This is a genomic window from Pseudomonas sp. G5001, from assembly GCF_013385475.1.
GTDB lineage: Bacteria > Pseudomonadota > Gammaproteobacteria > Pseudomonadales > Pseudomonadaceae > Aquipseudomonas.
The window spans coordinates 117,966-136,406 of record NZ_JACAPZ010000001.1 but is presented as its reverse complement, the minus strand read 5'-3'; the positions used below and the strand labels follow the sequence as shown (position 1 = coordinate 136,406).

Annotated in this window: 21 protein-coding genes; 11 read left to right on the top strand and 10 right to left on the bottom strand. The window is 63.0% G+C overall.

The genetic code is table 11. The features are described 5' to 3' along the window. Positions 1-87: 87 nt before the first annotated feature. The 5 genes from HX805_RS00665 to HX805_RS00645 all read right to left on the bottom strand — a co-directional run bounded on the left by HX805_RS00665 (position 88) and on the right by HX805_RS00645 (position 4,153). On the bottom strand, positions 88-786 hold the full coding sequence (locus HX805_RS00665; protein WP_003210007.1) for an OmpW family protein: 699 nt from the start codon (positions 784-786) through the stop codon (positions 88-90). A 96-nt stretch (positions 787-882) separates the two neighbouring features. Further along, entirely contained in the window at positions 883-1,404 is a 522-nt protein-coding gene (locus tag HX805_RS00660; RefSeq protein ID WP_102369991.1) for a DUF3299 domain-containing protein, read from the bottom strand. Positions 1,405-1,415: 11 nt separating this feature from the next. Further along, positions 1,416-2,681, bottom strand: coding sequence for an ABC transporter permease (locus HX805_RS00655; RefSeq protein ID WP_177035948.1), 1,266 nt, complete (start codon positions 2,679-2,681; stop codon positions 1,416-1,418). A 1-nt stretch (position 2,682) separates the two neighbouring features. Further along, complete coding sequence (locus HX805_RS00650) at positions 2,683-3,393, bottom strand: ABC transporter ATP-binding protein (protein ID WP_008436477.1); 711 nt, start codon at positions 3,391-3,393, stop codon at positions 2,683-2,685. A gap of 148 nt (positions 3,394-3,541) precedes the next feature. After that, a complete protein-coding gene (locus tag HX805_RS00645; protein ID WP_102369990.1) occupies positions 3,542-4,153 on the bottom strand; it encodes a DUF2796 domain-containing protein in 612 nt (203 codons plus the stop codon). Between the two features lie 135 nt (positions 4,154-4,288). Here HX805_RS00645 and HX805_RS00640 point away from each other — a divergent pair, with 135 nt between their 5' ends. Beyond that, positions 4,289-4,636, top strand: coding sequence for a hypothetical protein (locus HX805_RS00640; RefSeq protein ID WP_102369989.1), 348 nt, complete (start codon positions 4,289-4,291; stop codon positions 4,634-4,636). 3 nt (positions 4,637-4,639) lie between these two features. Here HX805_RS00640 and trxA read toward each other — a convergent pair whose 3' ends face one another. From trxA to HX805_RS00625, 3 genes are all read right to left on the bottom strand, one after another. Beyond that, entirely contained in the window at positions 4,640-5,512 is an 873-nt protein-coding gene (gene trxA, locus HX805_RS00635) for a thioredoxin (protein ID WP_003209995.1), read from the bottom strand. A 152-nt stretch (positions 5,513-5,664) separates the two neighbouring features. Continuing rightward, positions 5,665-6,321 (bottom strand): methyltransferase, encoded by a 657-nt coding sequence (locus HX805_RS00630; RefSeq protein WP_177021476.1) that lies wholly within the window; start codon positions 6,319-6,321, stop codon positions 5,665-5,667. Then, complete coding sequence (locus HX805_RS00625; protein WP_003209991.1) at positions 6,318-6,776, bottom strand: YbaY family lipoprotein; 459 nt, start codon at positions 6,774-6,776, stop codon at positions 6,318-6,320. Before HX805_RS00625 ends, HX805_RS00630 begins: the two co-directional genes overlap by 4 nt. Positions 6,777-6,915: 139 nt before the next feature. Between HX805_RS00625 and nrdR the strand changes: the two genes are divergently transcribed. The 10 genes from nrdR (at position 6,916) to HX805_RS00575 (ending at position 14,334) form a co-directional block, all read left to right on the top strand. Then, the gene (nrdR, locus tag HX805_RS00620; RefSeq protein WP_003209990.1) at positions 6,916-7,386 is read left to right on the top strand and encodes a transcriptional regulator NrdR; all 471 of its coding nucleotides are present in this window, start codon (positions 6,916-6,918) and stop codon (positions 7,384-7,386) included. Next, positions 7,383-8,519 (top strand): bifunctional diaminohydroxyphosphoribosylaminopyrimidine deaminase/5-amino-6-(5-phosphoribosylamino)uracil reductase RibD, encoded by a 1,137-nt coding sequence (ribD, locus tag HX805_RS00615; RefSeq protein WP_177116505.1) that lies wholly within the window; start codon positions 7,383-7,385, stop codon positions 8,517-8,519. Before nrdR ends, ribD begins: the two co-directional genes overlap by 4 nt. Before the next feature lie 34 nt (positions 8,520-8,553). Further along, a complete protein-coding gene (locus HX805_RS00610) occupies positions 8,554-9,231 on the top strand; it encodes a riboflavin synthase (protein WP_003209988.1) in 678 nt (225 codons plus the stop codon). Between the two features lie 16 nt (positions 9,232-9,247). Next, the gene (gene ribBA, locus HX805_RS00605) at positions 9,248-10,339 is read left to right on the top strand and encodes a bifunctional 3,4-dihydroxy-2-butanone-4-phosphate synthase/GTP cyclohydrolase II (protein ID WP_003209987.1); all 1,092 of its coding nucleotides are present in this window, start codon (positions 9,248-9,250) and stop codon (positions 10,337-10,339) included. 90 nt (positions 10,340-10,429) lie between these two features. Continuing rightward, a complete protein-coding gene (gene ribE, locus HX805_RS00600; RefSeq protein ID WP_003209986.1) occupies positions 10,430-10,906 on the top strand; it encodes a 6,7-dimethyl-8-ribityllumazine synthase in 477 nt (158 codons plus the stop codon). Next, positions 10,903-11,403, top strand: coding sequence for a transcription antitermination factor NusB (gene nusB, locus HX805_RS00595; protein ID WP_003209985.1), 501 nt, complete (start codon positions 10,903-10,905; stop codon positions 11,401-11,403). Before ribE ends, nusB begins: the two co-directional genes overlap by 4 nt. A gap of 18 nt (positions 11,404-11,421) precedes the next feature. Next, positions 11,422-12,375: a thiamine-phosphate kinase gene (thiL, locus tag HX805_RS00590; protein WP_177116504.1), complete on the top strand. Its 954-nt coding sequence runs from the start codon at positions 11,422-11,424 to the stop codon at positions 12,373-12,375. Between the two features lie 128 nt (positions 12,376-12,503). Further along, positions 12,504-13,121: a GTP cyclohydrolase II gene (gene ribA, locus HX805_RS00585; protein ID WP_003209983.1), complete on the top strand. Its 618-nt coding sequence runs from the start codon at positions 12,504-12,506 to the stop codon at positions 13,119-13,121. Next, positions 13,118-13,537, top strand: a complete 420-nt coding sequence (locus HX805_RS00580; RefSeq protein ID WP_003209980.1) for a nuclear FMR1 interacting 1 family protein — start codon at positions 13,118-13,120, stop codon at positions 13,535-13,537. Before ribA ends, HX805_RS00580 begins: the two co-directional genes overlap by 4 nt. After that, positions 13,537-14,334, top strand: coding sequence for a cobalamin-binding protein (locus HX805_RS00575; protein ID WP_177116503.1), 798 nt, complete (start codon positions 13,537-13,539; stop codon positions 14,332-14,334). Before HX805_RS00580 ends, HX805_RS00575 begins: the two co-directional genes overlap by 1 nt. Before the next feature lie 107 nt (positions 14,335-14,441). Here HX805_RS00575 and HX805_RS00570 read toward each other — a convergent pair whose 3' ends face one another. Next, the gene (locus HX805_RS00570) at positions 14,442-16,337 is read right to left on the bottom strand and encodes a TonB-dependent receptor domain-containing protein (RefSeq protein ID WP_177020923.1); all 1,896 of its coding nucleotides are present in this window, start codon (positions 16,335-16,337) and stop codon (positions 14,442-14,444) included. Between the two features lie 142 nt (positions 16,338-16,479). Then, a complete protein-coding gene (gene dxs / locus HX805_RS00565) occupies positions 16,480-18,378 on the bottom strand; it encodes a 1-deoxy-D-xylulose-5-phosphate synthase (RefSeq protein WP_177035955.1) in 1,899 nt (632 codons plus the stop codon). Between the last annotated feature and the right edge of the window lie 63 nt (positions 18,379-18,441).

The following is an 18,441-nucleotide window of genomic DNA, read 5'->3' as shown; positions in this document are numbered from 1 at the left end:
GGGCGTGTGCCTGGCCTCTGATCGGTACTTGCCTCCTATGGGAAGCCTGACAAAAAAGGCCCTGTATAACAGGGCCTTGGGTAGAACCTAGAACTTGTAGCCAATACCGACCATGTACACCATCGGGTCAACATCCACATTGACCCTGGCCCGAGTGCCCTGGCCCAGCGCGTTGTTATCCACGGTGGCCTTGGTGCTGATGTCGATGTAGCGCGCCTGGGCGTTGATCATCCACTTGTCGTTGATCATGTAGTCCGCACCGATCTGCGCGGCCCAACCCCAGGAGTTTTCCGCCTTGAAGTTGCTGAAGCCGGCCTGCTCGGCGCGGCTGCCGACGTGCTCGTCGTAGATCCAGGTGTAGTTGATACCGGCGCCGATGTACGGTTGGAATACCGACTTGCTGTCCAGCGGGTAGTACACGACGCTCAGGGTCGGTGGCAGGTGCTTCAGCGTACCGAGCTTGCCGTTGGCAGCGCCCAGGGCGGTGTTCTTGATCTTCACATCATGTTCGAACGGCGTGGCCGCCAGCAGTTCGATACCCCAGTGGCTGGTGAACATGTAGGCGAAGTTCAAACCCAGTTGAGTGTCGCTGCTCATGGTCGCCTTGCCGCCCAGGTTGGTCCCGGCCAGCGGGCCCTGGTCAACCTTGACACTGCTGCTGTCCGCTTTCGGGTTGACGGTGATGGCACCGGCGCGAATCAGGATGTCACCCGCTTCGTGAGCGTGGGCAACAGGGGCGACGAGGGCGAGCGCGACAAGCGACGCGCCGAGCAGGGACTTGTTCATGGGAGCTCCAAAGGACGTTATTAATTGCTTGTGTCCAATGGTAAAGATCGTAACGTTCGAGCTTTTGACTCAGCTCAATGAAAGCGCAATCACGGGTTATTCCTGCAACTCGTACACATAGATCTTGTCGGCATCCATCTGGTAGCCGGCATCGGCCAGTTCACTGCTGGACGGTTTGACCTGCATCTGGCCTTCGATCCAGTACGGTTGATACAACTCGTCGAGCTTCACGCCGACTTCGCTTTTCACATGCACGATCTGGTTCGACGGCGGTGGCGGCACGTGAATGCAGGCGCCGAAATACGGCACCAGCAGGAACTCCGTGGTGCGGCCTTCCTCGCTGACTTCCAGCGGCACGATATAACCCGGCAGGCGGATGTGCTTGCCGTCCAGGCTTTGTACGACCGGCGCGTTGGGCAGGTCCTGCTTGGCGGCCGGCGCTGACTCCACCGACAACGCATCGGCCATGCCCGACAAGTCGTGCAGCGGTTTCATGTTGGGGATTTCCGGCGGCGCGTCCGGCGGGATCATCTCCTGCCACGACAGGTCCTTGGGCTGGTCTTCAGCCCACACGGGCAGGGCCACCAGCAGTAACAGTGCGAGCACGGCGCGACGCATCAACAGCTTCCTCATAAACGTATCGACAGGCCGTCGGCCAACGATTGCCGGTAGGCGCGCCAGGCTGGCACGCTGCCCATCAGCAGGGCTGCGACGAGAATACCGCCCAACAAAGTCCATTCATATTCGCTCGGCAACGACAGCGGCAGGTCCAGGCCGTAGTTGGCCTGCAAATACCCGCGCGACGCGGCGATGCACACATACAGCAGCCCGACGCCGGCGATCACGCCCGACAATGCCAGGGCGAAGGCTTCGAAGATCAGCAAGGTCGCAATATGCCAGGGCCGCGCGCCCACCGAACGCAGGATTGCCATTTCCCGGCGGCGCTCGTTGAGGCTGGTGAGGATCGCGGTGAGCATGCCGATCAAGCCGGTCAGCACCACGAACAGCGAGATCACGAACAGCGCTTTTTCAGCCGTGCCCATCATGCTCCACAGCTCTTGCAACGCCACGCCCGGCAGGATCGCCAGCATCGGCTCGCCACGGAACTCGTTGATCTCCCGTTGCAGGGCGAAGGTGGAAATCTTGTTGTTCAAACCGAGCATGAACGCGGTGATGGCTTGTGGCGTCAGGTCCATGTTGCGGGCCTGGTCGGCGCTGATCCGGCCTTTGCCCTGGGCCGGTACGCCGTTGTGCCAGTCGATGTGAATCGCTTCCATGCCGCCGAGGCTGATATGCAGTGTGCGGTCCACCGGAGTGCCGGTGCGCTTGAGAATGCCGACCACGGTGAACGGCTTGTCGTCGTGCTTGACCAGGCTGACTAACGCCACGCCGTGGGCCAGCACCAGCTTGTCGCCGAGCTTGTAATGCAGCGCGTCGGCCACTTCGGCGCCGAGCACCACTTCGAATGGATCGGTGGCGAAGGCGCGGCCGCTGGCCAGTTCCAGGTTCTGCCGGCGGCCGTATTGGTAGTGTTCGAAATAGGATTCGTTGGTGCCCATCACGCGGTAGCCACGGTGGGAGTCGCCGAGGGAAATCGGGATCGCCCATTTTACCTGCGGGTTGGCCGCGAAGTGCTCGTAGCTGTCCCAGCGAATGTTGTTGGTGGCGTTGCCGATGCGGAACACTGAATACAGCAGCAAATTCACCGAGCCGGAGCGCGCGCCGACGATCAGGTCGGTACCGCTGATGGTGCTGGCGAAGCTGGCGCGGGCTTCGGTGCGTACCCGTTCCACCGCCAGCAACAGGCACACCGACAGGGCGATGGCGAAGGCGGTGAGGATCGCGGTAAAGCGGCGGTTAGCCAGGCTGGCCATGGCTAGTCGAAACAAATACATCTCAAACCTCTGCGGGCGTGGCGGCGCGATTGAGTTCGGCCAGCGACAGGTTGCGGTCGAACAGCGGCGCCAGGCTCTGGTCATGGCTGACGAACAACAGGCTGGCGCCTGCTTCGCGGCATTCGGCGAACAGCAACTGAATGAAGGCTTCCCGGGCGTCGTAGTCCAGGGCCGAGGTCGGCTCGTCGGCGATCACCAGCTCCGGCTGGCCGATCAGCGCACGGGCAGCGGCCACCCGTTGTTGCTGGCCGATGGACAGGGAGTCGGCGCGGCGCTCCAGCAGGCTCTTGTCCTTCAGGCCCAGGTGGGCGAGCAAGGTCGCGGCAGCCTGGTCGACGCTGCCGTGACGCTGGATTGCCCGCTGCGCCCGTAACGTTGAAAAGTGGCAGGGCAACTCGACGTTCTCGCGCACCGAGAGAAACGGCAACAGGTTGAACTGCTGGAAGATGTAGCCGGTGTGGTCGACCCGGAAACGGTCGCGGGCGCCAGCCGAGAGTTCGGTCAGCTCCTGGCCCAGCAGGCGAATACTGCCGCGGCTGGGCTTTTGCACACCGCCCAACAGGCCCAGCAGGGTGGTCTTGCCACTGCCGCTGGGGCCCTTGAGGAACAGGGTTTCCCCCGGCTCCAGGCGGAACGTGGGGATGTCCAGCAACTGTGGGTGACCGGGCCAATTGAAGCCCAGGTCAGACAGTTCGATAAGTGCTTGGGTCATAGGGAGGTCAGTGGTCTGGCTCGATTTGGATGATGACACCGATCAACGGTAGGAGCTGGCTTGCCTGCGATGGCATCACCGCGGTGTTTCTGGAGCACCGCGGCGTCTGCATCGCAGGCAAGCCAGCTCCTACAGTGTGGTGTTTACATCAGAATTTCAGGGTGGCTGCTGTGGCCGTCGCTTCCACACCCTGCTGGCCGCTCGGGCCAATGAGTTGTACCTGAATTTTCTGGGTGGCGGGGAAGGTCTTGAACACCTGGGTCAGGTCGAGGTTGCTCAGGGCGGTCGGCGTGGCGCAAGTGAACTGGTAGTGAGCGTGGATTTCGCTGTGGTCGTGGTGATGTTCGTGGGCGGCGGCGCCTTTGCCATCGGTGGCGTGGTCGTCATCGTCTTCATCGTGGTCGGCTTCAGGCTTGTCGCCGAACAGCGGGCTGTTCAGTTCCTGGGTGCTGATCACGCAACCGGCGGCCTTGGGCAGGCTGAACAGCACCAAGGGTTGCTCCAGTTGCTTACGGGCGGCGGCGACCTTGGCTTTGTCGGCAGGGGTGGTGGCGAGGTGTTCGAAACCCACCAGGTTCATCGCCGGGCTGTCCAGTTCCAGCTCCAGGGCCTGGCCGTCGAGCACCGCATTGAGGCGACCCACGCCGTGTTCGTGGGCACCGAGGCTGCCGTGCTCGTGATCATGGTCGTGCTCGTCGGCTGCCTGGGCGATGGCCAGTGGCAACAGGGCGAACGGCAAAGCGAGCAGCAAACGGCGCATGGTGGAACTCCCGAACAAAGATGAAAGTTTTGTTATGTGATCTTATAACAATTTTGCGAGGAGTTTGACCGCCTGCTTGGCGTAGCGCAAGACGCGTGGGAGCATGCTCGTCAGAAAAGTGCGGGAGTAAGTGCGATGTTGAGAATTCGTGGAACCGTCGGTGACCTGCCGGTGGACTTGACCCTGGAGCTGGATGACGGCGACTGGGCCCGGCTGGGCGCGCAGTTGCAGGCCAGCAAACCGCCGAGTGCCGAGCCCGTGGTGGCACCGGCCGCGGGTAACCTGGACGAGAGCCTGTGGCAGGCCGCCCAGGATTTGCTGCGCAAGGCCGGGCAACTCAACGGCCTGGAATTGCTTGATCAGCTGGAAGGCCTGGCCGGCAGCGCCTCGGCGGGCAAGCGCCTGCTGGTGCGCCTGCGCCATAGCGCCAAGGTCAAGGTAGCCAGCGGCGGGGATACGCCGCTGTACAGTTGGATCGAGTAACGATCAGTAAAGCGCGGCGAACAGCTTGCGGCGGTACACGGTGACCAGCGGATGATCGTTGCCGAGCAGTTCGAACACCTGCAACAGCGTCTTGTGGGGCAGGCCTTCGCTGTAGCTGCGGTTGCGGATGAACAGCTTGAGCAAGCCATCCAGCGCGGCGTCGTATTGCTGGCGCGCCAGTTGTTGCACGGCCAGTTGGTACACCGCCTCGTCATCCTGCGGGTTTTGCGCCAGGCGGGCTTTCAGGTCTGCGGCGTCCGGCAGGTCGGCGGCCTGGCGCAGGAAAGTGATCTGCGCCTTGGCGCCGGCCAGTGCGGCCTTGTGATCATCGCTCTTGACGGCGTCGAGCACGGTTTGCGCTTCGCCCAGTTCACCGCGCTCGGCCAGGCAGCGTGCGTACAGGATCAGCGCGGCGGCGTTGGTGTTGTCTTCGCCAAGCAGGGTGACCAGCACGGCCTCGGCGTCGGTGATACGGCCTTCGGCAAACAGCGCCTGGGCCTGCTCCAGTGGATCGGCAGCCGCCGGTGGTGGCATCTGCACATGGGGCTCCAGCATCGCGCGCACGGCGGATTCAGGCTGCGCACCGGCAAACCCATCCACTGGCTGGCCATCCTTGAACAGCACCACGGTCGGCAGGCTGCGAATGCCAAAGCGCGAGACCACGTCCGGCTCGGCATCGCAATCGACCTTGGCCAGCAGCAACTCACCCTGATAACTCTCGGCAATCTGCGCGAGCATCGGCATCAACGCCTTGCACGGCGCGCACCACTCGGCCCAGAAATCCACCAGCACGGGTTTTTCGAAGGAGTTCTGGATCACCGCCTGATCGAAGGTGGCGGTGGTGGCATCGAAGATGTACGGCGTGGGCTCACTCATGGGGAATCTCGAAGAAAGCAGGGGATGGGGCAACTATAAGGGTTGGTGGGGTTAGCTGAAAGCGGGGCGGTCTCAGGATCGCAATCGCAGGCAAGCCAGCTCCCACAGGGGAATGCATTTCAAATGTGGGAGCGGGCTTGCCCGCGATGCTCTCAAGCGCGCTGCGAATGGTACAGGCTCACCTTGCGAAACTCCCACGGCTCGGCCAGGTCGGGCAGTGTCAGGGCGTCGAGGATACCCAGGCGCTGATACTCCGGGTGCTGGAAGTCCCGAACCCGGGAATCGGCGACCAGCGCTTCGCGGCCGCGTGTCAGGAATTGATCCAGCAGCGGCAGGTTCGCCCGGTCGTACAGCACATCGGCGACCAGGATCAGGTCAAACCGGTCGGCTTCGGTGAAGAAGTCTTCTGAATAGCCCAGTGTTACGCCGTTGAGTTCGGCATTCGCCCGGCAGGCAGCCAGGGCCAGCGGATCCAGGTCGCACGCCACCACTTCCAGCGCTCCGGCCTTTACCGCGGCAATCCCGGCAACACCCGAACCTGCACCGAAATCCAGCACCCGCTTACCCGCGACCCACTCGGGGTTGGCCGCCAGGTATCGCGCCAGCGCCAGGCCACTGGCCCAGCAAAAGCTCCAGTACGGAGGCTCATGCAGGATGCGCCGGGTTTCTTCGGGGCTGAAGGCGCGGTCCATGTTGTCGGCGTCCAGTAACCACAGCGACAACTCGGTGCCTGGCAGCGGGCAGGGCACCAGTTGGGCGTCGCCGATCAGTTCGCTCAGTGCGCGTTGCAGGTCCAGCGGTGGCGTCATGGTGCGGGAACGAGTTGCAGCGGCCCGGTGGTCTGGGTGATCGCCTGGGTGATGCGCACCGGCGGCAGGTGCAGGATCAACTGGCCGGACTGGCTGGCGCGACCACGCAATTCAACGCGCCCGCCCGCCGGGAACGCTTGCGGGTTGAAGCGCAGGCGGAAGGCCAGGGGCTTGTTGTTGCCGATCAGCACGCTGCTGGCCAGCAGTTGTTGCGGGCGCGAACGGTCGTCGATCACCAGCAGCGCCAGTTCGACTTCGGCACCCGCCGGTATACCGTTCAATTGGCCGCTGACTTCACGCTGGTAGGCGGGCAACGGGCCGAGATCTTCTTCCACACCCGGCAGTTTTTTCTCTTGTTGCGGTGCCGGAGCCGGCGCCGCAGGTTTTGGGGCATGGCTGCTGCAGGCGACCAGAAAACCGAGCAACGTGAGCAAAACAAGTGGTCGTAACTGCATGTACGGCTCCAGAAAGGACAAAATCCGTGGCTTAAAAAATATGAAACATAATAGTCAGCCTATATACCGTAAAGGCTATGGCTTGTCTTGCCACAGGGATGCGCTACCATGGCCCTCCCATTTTTTGTTGCCTGCCACCATGCACTGTCCCTTCTGCGGTGCCAACGACACCAAGGTCATTGACTCGCGTCTGGTCGCCGAGGGCGAACAGGTGCGTCGCCGGCGTGAATGCCTGGCCTCTGGCTGCGGTGAACGTTTCACCACCTTCGAAACCGCCGAACTGGTATTGCCACGTCTGATCAAGACCGACGGCAGTCGCCAGCCTTTCGACGAAGAAAAACTGCGCGCCGGAATGCAGCGCGCCCTGGAAAAACGCCCGGTGAGTGTCGAGCGGCTGGAAGCGGCACTGGTGCATATCAAGCACAAGCTGCGCGCCACCGGCGAGCGCGAAGTCAAATCCCTGGTGGTTGGAGAACTGGTGATGGGCGAGCTGCAAAAGCTCGACGAAGTCGCCTATATCCGTTTCGCCTCGGTGTATCGACGCTTCCAGGACCTCAACGAGTTCCGCGAAGAGATCGACCGCCTGGCCCGTGAGCCGGTAAAAGAATGAACCCACCTTCGGCAGAACAAGCGGGACTCGACGCCCATTACATGGCCCGTGCCCTGGAACTGGCGCGCAAGGGCCTGTACACCACCCACCCCAACCCGCGGGTTGGCTGCGTGATCGTGCGTGACGGGCAGGTTGTCGGCGAAGGCTGGCACGTGCGCACCGGCGAACCCCATGCGGAAGTCCATGCCCTGCGGGCAGCGGGCGACAAGGCTCGGGGCGCCACCGCCTACGTGACCCTTGAACCGTGCAGCCACCACGGGCACACACCGCCCTGCGCCGATGCCTTGGTGAATGCCGGCCTGGCCCGTGTGGTGGCAGCGATGCAGGACCCGAACCCGGAAGTCGCCGGGCGTGGCATGCGCCGCCTGGCCCAGGCCGGGATCGAGACCCACAGCGGCTTGCTGGAAAACGAAGCGCGGGCGCTTAACCCGGGCTTTCTCAAGCGCATGGAGCATGGCCTGCCGTTTGTGCGGGTCAAGTTGGCCATGAGCCTGGACGGTCGCACCGCGATGGCCAACGGCGAAAGCCAATGGATCACCGGCCCGGCCGCCCGTGCCGCGGTGCAGCGCCTGCGGGCCCAGGCCAGCGTAGTGCTGACCGGCGCCGACACGGTGCTGGCCGATGGTGCTCGCCTGACCGTGCGCGCCGCCGAACTGGGCCTGGATGAAGAAACCACCGCACTGGCGATGTCCCGTCCGCCGCTGCGTGTGCTGATCGACGGCCGCCTGCGGGTGCCGCTGAATGCGCCGTTCTTCAAGGCTGGCCCCGCGCTGGTCATCACCTGCGTGACGCCGGACAACCAGTACCCCACAGGCCCCGAGTGCCTGGTGGTGCCGGGTGTCGACGGCCAGGTCGACCTGCGTTCCGCGCTGGTGGCCCTGGCGGCCCGTGGTGTCAACGAAGTGTTGGTGGAAGCGGGCCCAAGCCTGGCGGGTGCCTTCGCCCAGCAAGGGCTGGTGGACGAGTACGTGATATTCGTCGCCGGCAAGTTTCTTGGCTCTGCCGCCCGGCCTTTGCTGGACTGGCCGCTTGAGAAACTGGCCGACGCCCCCCAACTCAAGATCACTGAAATGCGCGCTGTTGGCGATGACTGGAGAGTCACTGCCATCCCTCTGCCATCAGCGAGCGTATAATTCCCGGCCTGCGCCACGTCTTCAGGAGAACGGCATGTTCACCGGCATTATCGAATCCATCGGCAGCATCCGTGCAATGACCCCAAAAGGCGGCGATGTACGCCTGCTGGTTGAAACCGGCAAGCTCGACCTGAGCGACGTCAAACTGGGCGACAGCATCGCCGTCAGCGGTGTATGCCTGACCGTCATCGAATTGCCTGGCAACGGCTTTGCCGCCGATGTCAGCCGGGAAACCCTGGACTGCACCGCGATGAACGACCTCAAGAGCGGCAGCCCGGTGAACCTGGAAAAAGCCCTGACCCCGACCACCCGTCTCGGTGGGCACCTGGTCAGCGGTCACGTCGACGGGGTCGGCGAAGTCGTTGCTCGCAGCGAAAATGCCCGCGCCGTGGAATTCCGCATCCGCGCGCCCAAGGAGCTGGCCAAGTACATCGCCCACAAGGGCTCGATCACCGTCGACGGCACCAGCCTGACCGTGAACGCCGTGAATGGCGCCGAATTTGAACTGACCATCATTCCCCACACCCTGAGCGAAACCATCATGGCGTCGTACCAGCCGGGTCGCCGGGTGAACCTGGAAGTGGACTTGCTTGCCCGTTACCTGGAGCGCCTGTTGTTGGGCGATAAGGCCGCAGAGTCTGACTCTCTTCAAGGGCCCGCCGGGAACATCACTGAAAGTTTTTTAGCCGCTAACGGCTACCTTAAATCCTGACCCAAGGGGGTGCCGCGTGGCGCTCAACAGCATCGAAGAACTGGTTGAAGACATCCGCCAAGGCAAGATGGTCATCCTCATGGATGACGAAGACCGCGAGAACGAAGGCGACCTGATCATGGCCGCCGAGTGCTGCCAGCCGGAACACATCAACTTCATGGCCAAGCACGCCCGTGGCCTGATCTGCATGCCGATGAGCCGCGAGCGCTGCGAGTTGTTGAAGCTGCCGTTGATGGCGCCGCGCAATGGTTCCGGGTTTGGCACCAAGTTCACCGTGTCCATCGAAGCCACTACCGGTGTCACCACCGGTATCTCCGCTGCTGACCGCGCCCGCACCGTACAAGCCGCTGCCGCGAAAGACGCCAAGGCCGAAGATATCGTCAGCCCTGGCCACATCTTCCCGCTGATGGCCCAGCCGGGTGGCACCCTGGCTCGCGCCGGCCACACCGAAGCGGCCTGCGACCTGGCGCGCATGGCCGGTTTCGAGCCGAGCGGTGTGATCTGCGAAGTGATGAACGACGACGGCACCATGTCCCGTCGCGCCGAGCTGGAAGAATTTGCCGCGCTGCACAACATCAAGATCGGCACCATTGCCGACCTGATCCACTACCGGATGATCCACGAACGTACCGTTCAGCGGATTGCCGAGCAGCCGCTGGACAGCGAACTGGGCCAGTTCAACCTGGTGACCTATCGTGATTCCGTGGAAGGCGACGTGCACATGGCCCTGACCCTGGGCACCATCTGCGCTGAAGAGCCAACCCTGGTGCGGGTGCACAACATGGACCCGCTGCGGGACCTGCTGATGGTCAAGCAACCGGGGCGCTGGAGCCTGCGGGCCGCGATGTCCGCGGTGTCCGAGGCCGGCAGCGGTGTGGTGTTGCTGCTGGGCCATCCGCTGGACGGCGACGTGCTGCTGGCGCATATCCGCGAAACCGCCGACCACGCGCCGGTGAAAAAACCGACCACCTACAGCATCGTCGGGGCCGGTTCGCAGATCCTGCGGGACCTGGGCGTACGCAAAATGCGCCTGATGAGTGCGCCAATGAAATTTAATGCCATATCCGGTTTCGACCTGGAAGTAGTAGAATACGTGCCCTCCGAATAAAGGCCGGCGTTGTTTGCCCCTTGTTCGCGGTTCAAATATCACTGAGGGGCGCGCACTAAGCGCGTCCCGGCTCTTTAAGAGATTTGTCGAATGACCCTGAAGACCATCGAAGGTACCTTCATCGCCCCCAAAGGCCGCTATGCCCTGGTGGTTGGCCGCTTCAACAGCTTCGTGGTTGAAAGCCTGGTAAGCGGTGCCGTGGATGCCCTGGTTCGCCACGGTGTGAGCGAAAGCGACATCACTATCATCCGCGCTCCTGGCGCCTTCGAAATTCCACTGGTTGCGCAGAAAGTTGCACAGCAGGGTGAATACGCGGCGATCATCGCCCTGGGCGCGGTCATTCGTGGCGGCACTCCGCACTTCGAATACGTGGCTGGCGAATGCACCAAGGGCCTGGCCCAGGTGTCCATGGAGTTCGGCGTGCCGGTCGCCTTTGGCGTGCTGACCGTTGATTCCATCGAACAAGCCATCGAGCGTTCCGGCACCAAGGCCGGCAACAAAGGTGCTGAAGCTGCCCTGTCCGCCCTGGAAATGGTCAGCCTGCTGGCGCAGTTGGAGGCCAAGTGATTAGCGACGACAGCGATCAGTTCAACCCCCAGGACCCGCGCCCGGCAGACGCCGGCAAGCCATCGAAAAGCGAAAAGCGTCGTTCGGCCCGCCAGCTCGCGACCCAGGCTTTGTACCAGCGCCACATGGCGAAAACCTCGCTGAACGAAATCGAGGCGCAGTTTCGCGTCGACAACGATTTCAGCGCGGCCGATGCCAGCTACTTCCACGACATCCTGCACGGTGTTCCGGCCAACCTGGCGGAGATCGACGCTGCACTGACGCCGTGCCTGGACCTGGCGATCGAAGAGCTGGACCCGGTTGAACTGGCCGTACTGCGCCTGTCCACCTGGGAACTGCTCAAGCGCGTCGACGTGCCTTACCGCGTTGTGATCAACGAAGGGATCGAACTGGCGAAAGTCTACGGTTCCACCGACGGTCACAAGTTCGTCAACGGCGTGCTCGACAAGCTGGCCCCGCGCCTGCGTGAAGCCGAAGTGAAGGCGTACAAGCGCTAACTGGCGCTTGCTGACGCAATGGGCGAGTTTGAGCTGATCCGCAACTACTTCGCCGCCGCGCCCTGTGCGCAGGGCGGCGAAGGCATTGCACTGGGGATTGGCGACGACTGCGCCTTGCTGGCTGTTCCTCCCGGGGAACAGCTGGCGATTTCTACCGATACCCTGGTGGCCGGCGTGCATTTTGCCGACCCCTGCGATCCGTTTCTGCTCGGCCAGCGCTCGCTGGCCGTGGCAGTCAGCGATCTGGCAGCCATGGGCGCCAATCCCCTCGCGTTTACCCTTGCCCTCACCACCCCGACGGTTGATGCCGATTGGCTGCAACGCTATGCCCAGGGCTTGAACGCCATGGCGCAGGTTTGTGGCGTGGTTCTGGTAGGTGGCGACACCACCCGTGGGCCGCTGAGCCTGACCATGACCGTGTTTGGCCGGGTGCCGGCGGGCCAGGCCTTGACCCGCAGCGGCGCGCGGCCTGGCGACTTGCTGTGTGTGGGCGGTGAGTTGGGTGACGCAGCGGGCGCCTTGCCGCTGGTGCTGGGGCAGCGCACGGCGGAGGCGGCTATCGCCGAGCCGCTGCTGGCCCATTACTGGTCGCCGCAACCGCAGTTGGCGCTGGGCTTGGCGTTGCGGGGCAAGGCCACGTCTGCCATGGATATTTCCGACGGCCTTTTGGCTGATTGCGGGCATATCGCCAAGGCGTCGGCTGTCAGCTTGTTGATCGAGCAGCAAAAACTGCCATTGTCCGCCGCCTTGCTGGCGTTCGTCGGTGAAGCGGATGCCCGGGTGGCCGCGTTGAGCGGGGGGGACGACTACGTACTGGCGTTCACCTTGCCGCCCGCCGAACTGGCGCCGCTGTTGGCCGCCGGTGTGCCGGTCCATGTAATCGGCCGGGTCGAGGCGGGGCAGGGCGTTACCGTGCTGGATGCGTCTGGCCAGGACGTCACGCCGGCCATTCGTGGCTATCAACATTTCTGAAAGGCATAGAACCAAGCTGAAGGCCAATCGAACCTATTGATCTTTATCAGCGATAATTCAGCTTAAGCGTCTGTAGGAACCTACTGTTACAATCCCTCCCCTGTGAAATCTGAAATCAGGAGCACAAGGTGCCCGTCGTTTTCGTCGCCGCTTCCAAGCTGCCAACCCCTTTTGCCACGTTCACCATGAATGGCTTTCTTGAAGAAGCCACCGGGCGCGAACACGTTGTTCTCAGCCTCGGTGACGTGGCGGACGGTGCCCCGGTCCTCGGTCGCGTGCACTCCGAGTGCCTGACCGGCGATGCGCTATTCAGCCAGCGCTGTGACTGCGGCTCGCAACTGGAAGCCGCCCTGCAGGCCATCGCCCGCGAAGGCCGTGGCGTGTTGCTGTACCTGCGTCAGGAAGGCCGTGGCATTGGCCTGCTGAACAAGATCCGCGCCTATGAGCTGCAAGATGGCGGCGCCGACACTGTGGAAGCCAACGAGCGCCTCGGTTTTGCCGCTGACCAGCGCGACTATGGGATCTGCCTGCCGATGCTCCAGCACCTGGGCGTCAAATCCCTGCGGCTGATGACCAACAACCCGCGCAAGGTCAAAGCCTTGACCGACATGGGCATTACCGTCGCCGAGCGCGTGCCGCTGCACACCGGCCACAACCCGCACAACAAGCTCTACCTGGCCACCAAGGCCAGCAAGCTCGACCACATGATGGGCAACGAGCACCAGGGCGAGGCCGACCGGGCGTGACGCGCGGCCAGGTCAAGCGGCGACTGTCGTTTAACTGGTGGCAATACCTGGCGTTGGCGTTGGTGCCGTTGTTTGTGATCAACCTGGTGTTTGGCAAGGCCGAGCCCTTGCTGCCCGTGCTGGCGATGCCGTTTTTTATCGCCGGCGTAGCCTCGATGTTTGTCAGCCTGCGTTACTTTCACGGCTATAAACACGCGCTGATCGCCACCGGCAAAGCCCTCGATACCCCTGAAGAACCGGCTGCCTGGATCACCCTCGCGGCCCGCCGTCGTGTGGCGTTGCTGGTGGCTGCACTGCCGGCCTGGGTCGGCGCGCTGGCGGTGTTTGTCGGGCTGGAAGCGGTGCCGCTGTTTCTGTTGGCACTGTCGACCCTGGTGCTGTTCTACCTCTACCGCATCCCGCGCCAGTTGGGTTGATGCGCGTCTGGCTGGCGGTGTGGCTGCTGGTCGTCGCGGCCCAGGCTGCGGCGGTCGAGCGGGTGGTCAGCCTTGCGCCTTCCTTGTCTGAAATCGTCGTTGAACTGGGCGCCGCCGATTTGCTGGTGGGCGTGCTGGATGGCGGCGAGCGGCCACAGGCGTTGGCGAACGTGCCGTCTGTGGGCAACTACGGGCAGTTGGACATGGAACGGCTGCTCAGCCTCAAGCCCGACCTGATCCTGATTTGGCCCGGCAGCGTCGGCCCGGGCCCGCGTGAACAGCTGCAACGCCTGAACATCCCGGTATTTGTCGCCGAACCCCACAGCCTCGAACAACTCACCTCACAGGTCGAAACCATTGCCCGGCAACTCGGGCGGGATGACGCCGGCCGGCAATTGGCCGCGCAGTTGCGTCAGCGCTTGGCCGAATTGCGCTCGCGCTATCACCGGGCCGAGCCGTTGCGGGTGTTTTATCAGGTGTGGAACCAGCCGCTGTACACCGTGGGTGGCGGGCAGATCATCAGCGATGCGCTGAGTGTGTGCGGCGCGCGCAATGTGTTCGATGACCTGAAATTACCGGCACCGCAGGTCAGCATTGAGTCGGTGTTGCAGCGTAATCCCGAGGTGATTCTGGCGGGCGATCAAGCGCAGCTGGATGCCTGGAAGGCCTGGCCCCAGGTGGCGGCGGTAGCGAACGGGCATTTGCTGCTGGTGCCCGACAAGGGCCTGGAACGGCCCAGCGGGCAGATGCTGGAAGCGGTGGCGCGGTTGTGTCAGGTTCTTGCTCCGGGGCTGTGAGACCGCTATCGCAGGCAAGCCAGCTCCCACATTTGACCGAGTCGTCTGGATAAGCACGGTCCCCTGTGGGAGCCGGGCTTGCCCGCGATGAGGCCGGTGCAGACGACTTAGAGCTCCGGCGTCCAGGTCACCCCGAACATCAGTGCCCGGCCTTCTTCCCGATAGCCATATTGCTGGCCTTGATACTGATACAGCGCCCGGCTGTAGTCCTTGTTCAGCAGGTTATCGAGCTTCATTTCCAGCGTGACTTCATGGTTCACCGCCCAACTGCCCCGTAGCCCCAGCAAGCCATACCCGCCCAGGCGTTGCTGGTTCGCCGCATCGTCGTAGCTGCTGCTCACCGCTTGCCAGCTGGCGCCGACGCCGAATTGATCGAATTGGCGATCCAGGTCCAGGCTCAGGGTGCGCCGGGCTCGACGCGCCAGTGTGCGCCCGGTGTCGCGGTCGCGTGGGTCGATCAATGCAACGGCGAGGCTGCTTTGCCAGCCGAACAGTTCTTGCTTGAGCGCCGCCTCGAAGCCGTTGATGCGTGCGGCGCTGACGTTTTGCGGGCCGTTGCTGGCAAACACGATCGCATCCTGAATATCGGTGCGGTACAGCGAGGCTTCCAGTCGGCTGCTGTCGCTGAGCTGGCTGCGCCATTGCACTTCGTAGCTTTTCGATGTCTCGGGCTTGAGGTTCGGGTTACTGTTTTTGAAGCCGAATTCGTCCGGGTAGTAGAGGTCGTTGAACGTAGGCGCGCGGAAGCCTTCGCTGTAGCTCAGCAACAGATCATTGTCCGGGTTCAGCGGCAGGGTGAAGGTGCCGCTCCAGCTGTTGTGGCCGCCGAACTGCTGGTTATCGTCGCGACGCAGGCCCAGTTCGGTGGAAAAGGACTGGGCTTGAAAGCGGTGCTGGATAAACGCCGCTCGATTCCAGCGACTGTCTTCGGCGAACGCGGTGCTGCTGTTGACCTGGTCCTCGTACCAGTCGCCGCCCAGGATCAGGCTGTTCTGCTCATTGAGGGTCAGGTCGTTCTGCCAGTTCAGTGAGTTGCGGTAAGTGTTGAACACGCTGCGTTCGGTGCTGAGCTTGTCCCGGGTTTCTTCGCGGTTTTCGCTGTGGCCCGCTTCCAGCCGGGACTTCCACGTGTCATTGATACGCGCGTCAACATAGGTGCTGACACTGCTCACGGTGAAGTGGGTGTAGGGCTTTTGCTGGAAGCTTTGGAAGGTGGTCGAATCGAAGCGACCGAACGGGTTGTCGAATTCGCTTTTGCCGCGGTTATCCAGCACGTTCACACCCGCTTCGAGGTCATCGTTGAAGGCATGGCTCAGGCTGAAACTGATGGCCTGGTTGCGATAGGCGTCATGGTCACGGTCGCTGGGATAGGAGTCGTACGTGCGATTGATTCCGGCCGTGTCATCCAGGCTGGCGCCGAGGTTGAAGCGGGTTTGCGCATCGCCGCCGGACAAGCCCAGGCTGCGTTCCCACGTCTGGTTGCTGCCAAATCCCACATGCAGGCGGGGTTGCAGGCCGGACTCGTTACCACGCCGGGTGAAAATCTGGATCACCCCGCCAATCGCATCGCTGCCGTAGATCACCGAGCGCGAACCTCGCAGGACTTCCACGCGTTCGATCTGCTGGATGTTCAGGTGCTGCAGGTTGCTGTCGCCGGAAGTCGAGTTGCCGATGCGCTGGCCGTCGACCAGCACCAGGCTCTGGGCCGACTTGGTGCCACGAATGTAAACGCTTGCCAGGCTGCCACGGCCACCGGCCTGTGAAACCTGCACGCCGGGCACGCGGCTGAGCAAGTCGGTCACGCTGGTGGGTTGCAGGCGGTCGATGTCGTCGCGGGTGAAGACGGTGTTGGCGGCGCTGCTGTCGTTGCGCGCCTGGACCTGGCGGTTGGCGCTGATCACCATGTCGGGCAGCTTGAGGGCTTGGTCGCGTTCGAAACTGTCGGCGAGCAGGTCGGTGGCGGGCAGTAACAGAAGGGGCAGGGCGAGGCGAAGGCGGTTCATGGGCTGTCCGTAGCATTTGAAGTTGGCATAAAACAAATGTGGGAGCGGGCTTGCTCGCGAAGGCGCAGTGTCAGTCAATGCATCTGTCGACTGACCCAGCGCTTTCGCGAGCAAGCCCGCTCCCACATTTTTAATCGCGTTTCTACAGGCCCAGCAGGGCCATGCGCTGACGAACCGAAGCTTCAATCCCGGATTCATCCAGCCCGCACTCGGCCAGCATCTGCGCCGGCTTGGCATGCTCGACATACACATCTGGCAAGCCCAGGTGCAGCACCGACTTGAGGATATTCTCCCGCGCCAGAAACTCACTGACTGCCGCACCGGCGCCGCCCATGATGGCGTTTTCTTCGAGGGTCACCAGCAGCTCATGGCTGCCGGCGATCTCGCGCACCAGGGCCTCGTCCAGTGGCTTGACGAAACGCATGTCTACCACCGTGGCGTCGATCTTCTCGGCCACTTTCAAGGCTTCAGCCAATTGCACGCCGAACACCAGCAAGGCAACCCCGCTGCCCTGGCGGCGGACGATACCCTTGCCGATTTCGATAGGCTCAAGGTCCTTTTCGATCACTGCATTCGGACCATTCCCCCGCGGATAGCGCACAGCCGCCGGGCCGTTGTACAGGTGGCCGGTGCTGAGCATCTTGCGCAGTTCGTTCTCGTCGCTCGGGGTCATCACCAGCATGCCGGGGATGCAGCGCAGGTACGAGAGGTCGAAGCTGCCGGCATGGGTCGGGCCGTCTTCGCCCACCAGGCCCGCACGGTCGATGGCGAACAGCACGTCGAGGTTCTGCACCGCGACGTCATGAATCAACTGGTCATAACCGCGTTGCAGGAACGTAGAGTAGATCGCGACTACCGGCTTGGCGCCTTCACAGGCCATGCCCGCGGCGAAGGTCACCGCGTGTTGCTCGGCGATGGCCACGTCGAAATAGCGCAGCGGGAAACGCTCGCTGAACGCCACCAGGTCGGAACCTTCCTTCATCGCCGGGGTGATGCCCACCAGGCGCGGGTCGGCGGCGGCCATGTCACACAGCCATTCGCCGAACACACCGGAATACTTTGGCCCGCTGGGCTTCTTCGGCGCGGCGGCCGGGGCGTTCAGCGGTTCCAGCTTGGTGATCGCGTGGTAACCAATCGGGTCGACTTCCGCCGGGGCGAAGCCTTTGCCTTTCTTGGTCACGATATGCAGGAACTGCGGGCCTTTAAGGTCACGCATGTTGCGCAGGGTGGCGATCAGGGTTGGCAGGTCATGGCCGTCGATCGGGCCGATGTAGTTCCAGCCCAGCTCTTCGAACAGGGTGCCGGGAACCAGCATCCCCTTGGCATATTCTTCGGTACGACGGGCAATTTCCCACGCGCCGGGCAGACGCGAGAGCACCTTCTTGCTGCCTTCACGCATGCTTGCGTAAGTGCGGCTGGAGAGGATTTTTGCCAGGTAATTCGACAGGCCACCGACATTGCGCGAGATCGACATGTCGTTGTCGTTGAGGATCACCAGCATGTTGGCGTCCACTTCCGGCGCGTGGTTCAGCGCCTCGAAGGCCATGCCGGCGGTCAACGCGCCATCACCGATCACCGCAATCGCCTTGCGATCGCTGTTTTGCAGGCGGGCGGCAATGGCCATGCCCAGCGCTGCACTGATAGAGGTGCTGGAGTGGCCGACGCCAAAGGTGTCGTACTCGCTCTCGGAGCGGCGCGGGAAGGCGGCGATGCCATCCTTCTGGCGCAGTGTGGCCATGCGCTCGCGGCGTCCGGTTAGAATCTTGTGCGGATAGGCCTGATGACCCACGTCCCACACCAGCCGGTCGTCCGGAGTGTCGAATACGTAATGCAGCGCAATGGTCAGCTCGATGACGCCCAGGCCGGCACCGAAATGCCCACCGGTCTGGCCGACCGTGTAGAGCAATTCCAGGCGCAACTCATCGGCCAGGGTTTCCAGCTCGGCTTCACCCAGGCGGCGCAGGCCGGCTGGCGTGTTGGCACGGTCCAGCAGGGGCGTGGCCGGGCGCTTGCGGGGAATCTCTTGAAACGTCGTGGGCATCAGGCGAATCGTTATAGGTATAGAAGAGGCGGCAGTTTACCTCAAGCATCGCAAACTGCCCAC